Origin of the sequence: Microcoleus sp. BM001215392, from assembly GCF_036700185.1 — a bacterium.
GTDB lineage: Bacteria > Cyanobacteriota > Cyanobacteriia > Cyanobacteriales > Microcoleaceae > Microcoleus.
Genome location: NZ_JAUBOJ010000496.1, coordinates 1 through 4,521, shown reverse-complemented (window position 1 = coordinate 4,521; position 4,521 = coordinate 1). Strand labels below are relative to the sequence as shown.

Annotated in this window: 4 protein-coding genes; 3 read left to right on the top strand and 1 reads right to left on the bottom strand. The window is 45.4% G+C overall.

Going from position 1 to position 4,521, the window contains the following annotated elements:
* The first annotated feature begins 113 nt into the window (after positions 1 to 113).
* Together QT974_RS31425 and QT974_RS31420 are read left to right on the top strand one after the other, a co-directional pair.
* Positions 114 to 890 (top strand): glycosyltransferase, encoded by a 777-nt coding sequence (locus QT974_RS31425; protein ID WP_333472295.1) that lies wholly within the window; start codon positions 114 to 116, stop codon positions 888 to 890.
* A 386-nt stretch (positions 891 to 1,276) separates the two neighbouring features.
* Positions 1,277 to 2,977, top strand: coding sequence for a sulfotransferase (locus QT974_RS31420; RefSeq protein ID WP_333472294.1), 1,701 nt, complete (start codon positions 1,277 to 1,279; stop codon positions 2,975 to 2,977).
* On the opposite strand, the gene QT974_RS31415 is transcribed toward QT974_RS31420, so the two are convergent.
* Positions 2,969 to 3,166 (bottom strand): hypothetical protein, encoded by a 198-nt coding sequence (locus QT974_RS31415; protein WP_333472293.1) that lies wholly within the window; start codon positions 3,164 to 3,166, stop codon positions 2,969 to 2,971. The genes QT974_RS31420 and QT974_RS31415 overlap by 9 nt on opposite strands.
* A 28-nt stretch (positions 3,167 to 3,194) precedes the next feature.
* On the opposite strand from QT974_RS31415, the gene pheS reads away from it, so the two are divergent.
* Positions 3,195 to 4,199 carry a phenylalanine--tRNA ligase subunit alpha gene (gene pheS / locus QT974_RS31410; protein ID WP_333472292.1) on the top strand — a complete coding sequence of 335 codons (1,005 nt, stop codon included), beginning with the start codon at positions 3,195 to 3,197 and terminating at the stop codon, positions 4,197 to 4,199.
* The last annotated feature ends 322 nt before the right edge of the window (positions 4,200 to 4,521 follow it).

Genomic DNA, 4,521 nt, shown 5'->3' with positions numbered 1-4,521 from the left:
CAACAAGAGCTAACATCAGATTTAACCATAAAACTTGCCTGCAAACTCCCGCACAAAACATCAAAGCATTTTACCTCTAGCTCGATCGCCCTCCAACTGCTTTCCATTCCCCCATGACATCCCCAATCTCCATCATCACCACCACCTACAATCGAGAACAATATCTCAGCGCCGCCATAGAAAGCATTCTCGCCCAAACCTACCCCAACTTTGAGCTGATAATTTGGGACGACGGTTCCACTGACTCCAGCGTCGCGATCGCCCGCAAATACGCGCAGCAAGACACCCGAATACAAGTAATCGCCGCCCCCCACCAAGGCCGGGGAATAGCCCTCAAAGCCTCTCACACAATGTGCAAAGGAACATACACGGGCTGGGTAGACAGTGACGATTTGCTCGCACCCAGCGCGATCGAACAAACCGCAGCCGTATTAGACGCACAACCAGAAATTGGCGCAGTCTACACCGATTGTCTAACGATTAATGAAAAAACTCAAGTAAAAGGACTCGGACACCGCAGCCAAATACCCTACTCTCCAGACAGACTGTTAGTAGATTTTATGACCTTCCACTTTCGCCTGTTTCGCCACGAACTATACAATCAAATAGGCGGCATTAATTCTGAATACAACCGCGCGGAAGATTACGATTTCTGCTTGCGACTTTCAGAAATTACCCAATTCTATCACCTCAACAAACCACTTTACTATTACCGCCAACATTCCCAAAATACAGTCGAACAGCAACTCGACCAAATTGTTGAATCTCAGTCAGCAATTTCGCAAGCGCTTCACAGACGCGGGTTGAGCGATAAATTTGAGTTAGAAGTAGATATCGTCAGTCGGTTTTTTCTGTACAAACGCAAGCATAAAGAAACAGTTGACAGTTGACCAGGGACAGTTGATAGTGCTATAAAAACTTTTGGCCGCCGGAGGTGGGGTTAATAACCATATTTTTCGGTAAACTATTAACTGTGATGGGAAAAGCCGAAAAATCCTTCCCAGCAACGAGATTAAACCCGCATCCCACAATTCCGGCAGGGGTTTAAACCCCTGCCTCATAGCAAAAGTCGTCTAAAGACGACTGTTAATTACAAGAGAAATTTCGATGAATTTTAGTCCTCTGAAGCGAGGACTTTCGCTATGAGACAGGGGTTTTTAACCCCTGTCGGACTCTGAGAACGATCGACAGACTCTCACAACGATAAACCAACTATCAAAACAATCGAGAAAACTTCTTTAACCAATCCGCAAGTATCAATTATAAACTATTACATATGACTCCTATTTCCATTGTAATGACAGTCTACAACCGAGAACGCTATCTGGGCGCTGCGATAGAAAGCGTTCTGGCTCAAACTTATCCCAACTTTGAACTCATAATTTGGGACGACGGTTCCACAGACAATTCTCTCAACATAGCCCGCAGCTACGCCAAACACGACGCCAGAATCAAAGTCCTCGCCGCCGAACACCGAGGGTTCAGCTATTCTCTAATGGCGGCGATTAGAGAAACTGCATTTCCCTACTTCGGCTGTGTGGATAGCGACGATTTCCTCGCCCCCAAAGCACTCGCAGAAACAGTTGCTATTTTAGATGAAAATCCTCGTGTGGGACTTGTTTACACCAACTATTTAACCATCGATGAAAACGACTGTGTGGGTGGGGAAGGGGAACTATGCAAAATCCTGTATTCGCCAGAACAATTGTTAGTAGATCCGATGGTTTTTCATTTCCGGCTGATTCGTCGTTCGGTTTACAATAGTTGCGGTGGTATTGACCCCAAATTTGCTAGCGCCGCCGATTATGAATTGTGCTTGCGGCTCAGTGAAGTTACAGAAATTAGAAAACTAGACAAACTGCTTTACTATTATCGCATCCACCAGCAAAATATTTCTCGCCTGTGTCGGATCGAACAGATATTATTATGCCAGACTGCTGTTAAACAGGCGCTCGTGCGTCGCAAATTTGATGATAAATTGGAGTTGGGAGTGGAACTTGTCGGTCAATTTCGCTTGCGTCCCAAGCTGGTCGATCGCACAATCGATAATATCACTGTTTCGGGCGATCGCACAAATCGACCTAGCAACCCATCAACCGCATCAAGTCCAATTTTTATCCTCGGCGCCGAACGTTCGGGGACAACTCTCCTGCGTTTAATGCTAACAGCGCATTCGGCTATCTGCATTCCCCCTGAAAGTCTTTTCTTTGTGGCCCTAGAGTCGAAATACGGTACTGTCAGCGACTTGCTGCCTCAAATCGAAGATTTTTTAAATGACCTTTACAATCACGATTTTCATAGGTTTGGGGAGTGGAATGTCGAACGACAGCTTTTATTAGATAATTTGACAAATAACCAGCCGTTAAGTTATTCCCAAGCAGTCGATCTAGTTTATCAAACTTACCGCCAGCAGTTTGACCCGACAGCTTCGATTTGGGGAGACAAGAATCCTTTTCACATTTATCAATTAGGAAAAATCAGGAGATATTTTCCCGGAGTTAAGGTAATTATGATTGTCCGAGATTTTCGGGCTTGTTACGGTTCTGTTAAAAAAATAGTCGCCAAAGAGGAAGAAAAAGGGGAAGTTTGGCCTGGAATAAAAACTGTAGCAGGACTGACACACCAGTGGAATCAAGTTGTGAAAATTATTGAAAAGTATCATCAAAAATGGGAGCAGTTTTATTTGGTTTCTTATGAAGATTTGGTGAGTGAGCCGTCAGCACAGTTAGCGGGAATTTGCAAGTGGTTGGGGGTAGATTTTCAGGAGTCGATGCTGGATTTTTATCAAAAAAATGCTCAGTTAGGTTTGGTTTTGCCCAGTCAAATAATCTGGCATCCGAATACTCTAGAGCCTGTTGGAATTAACGGAATTAATGCTTGGAAAGATGAGTTGAGTTTTGCTGAGTTGGAAACTATTGAGTTGATGAATTGGCAGAATTTAGAGAAGCTTGGATATAAATGCACTTCATTATTTTAGCGGTAAACCCGATCGGTGAGTTGTTGATTTACTCGATCGCCCGATCCGATTGCAAAAATGCTCCCTGTACAAACAGTAGCAACGATCGCCCACAGTGCCGATCGTCTCCTGTTCGTTGTAAAATCTACCAGTCAGTCGAGCCAAAATTGCGCTACACTCAGCTTGGCCCAAAACCGCCATCAATTCCATAATCTAAAATCTTAAATCTTAAATCAAGATGACTGTCCAACTAAGCGAAATTGAAACTCAACTAGAAAGCCTGGGCCAAGAGTCCAAAAGTGCGATCGCAACTGCGAATACTCTCGAACAACTCGAACAGTTGCGCGTCGGCTACCTCGGCAAAAAAGGCCAACTCTCTCAAATTTTAGGCATGATGGGGAAACTGCCGCCAGACCAGCGGCCGAAAGTAGGCGCGATCGCCAATACTGTAAAAGAAGCCCTACAAGCCGACTTAGAAGACAAGCGCGCCGCTCTCCAAACTGCCCAAATTGCAGCAAAATTAGCCTCGGAAACCCTCGATGTCACCATGCCGGGGATTTTTCGCCCCCAAGGTCACGTTCACCCGTTAAACGCCGTCATAGACCGCGCCCTGGATATATTTGTCGGGCTGGGCTACACAGTCGCCAACGGCCCGGAAATGGAAACAGATTATTACAACTTCGAGGCGCTCAACACTCCGCCCGACCACCCGGCGCGGGATATGCAAGATACATTTTATCTGCCTGGTGGCGACTTGCTGCGGACTCAAACATCATCGGTGCAAATTCGGTACATGGAACAGCACAAACCGCCGATTCGGATTGTCTCTCCCGGGCGCGTTTACCGCCGCGATACTGTCGATGCTACTCACGCGGCAGTGTTCCACCAAATTGAACTTTTAGCTATTGGTGAAAATCTGACATTTACTGATTTGAAAGGCACGATTAAAGAATTTTTGCGACAAATGTTTGGGCAAGATTTGCCGATTCGTTTCCGCACGAGTTACTTTCCGTTTACAGAACCTTCTGCGGAAGTTGATTTGCAGTGGAACGGCAAATGGCTGGAAGTTTTGGGCTGCGGCGCTGTCGATCCGAATGTTCTTAAAGGAGTCGGTTTAGATCCAGAAAAATATACTGGGTTTGCGGCCGGTTTTGGGGTGGAGCGGTTTGCTATGGTACTTTATGAAATTGATGACATTCGCCGGGTTTATGCTAGCGATTTGCGCTTTTTGCGGCAGTTTTAAGTAATGGTTTGCTGTGGGTTTTACGCTTAGTGCAGAGCTTACGATTATTTGAGGTCGTTATAATCAGTTTCGCTCCAGCAGATTAGACGATAAAATCATAATTATGTCCGCAGAGATCGAGGGCGGTAATCTTGGTTTGTAGTGAGGACTTTAGTCCTCGGAAAAGCAGGACTAAAGTCCTTACTACAAACCTGTGTTCTTGGTTTGTAGTGAGGAATTTAGTCCTCGGAAAAGCAGGACTTTAGTCCTTCTACTAACCTGTATTGCTGGTTTGTAGTGAGGACTTTAGTCCTCGGAAAAGCAGGACTAAAGTCCTTACTAC

What these genes read in the sequence shown, in the direction of transcription:
- QT974_RS31425 (WP_333472295.1), top strand. Translation starts at nt 114, where the DNA reads ATGACATCCCCAATCTCCATCATCACCACCACCTACAATCGAGAACAA.
- QT974_RS31420 (WP_333472294.1), top strand. Translation starts at nt 1,277, where the DNA reads ATGACTCCTATTTCCATTGTAATGACAGTCTACAACCGAGAACGCTAT.
- pheS (WP_333472292.1), top strand. Translation starts at nt 3,195, where the DNA reads ATGACTGTCCAACTAAGCGAAATTGAAACTCAACTAGAAAGCCTGGGC.
- QT974_RS31415 (WP_333472293.1), bottom strand. Translation starts at nt 3,166, where the DNA reads ATGGAATTGATGGCGGTTTTGGGCCAAGCTGAGTGTAGCGCAATTTTG.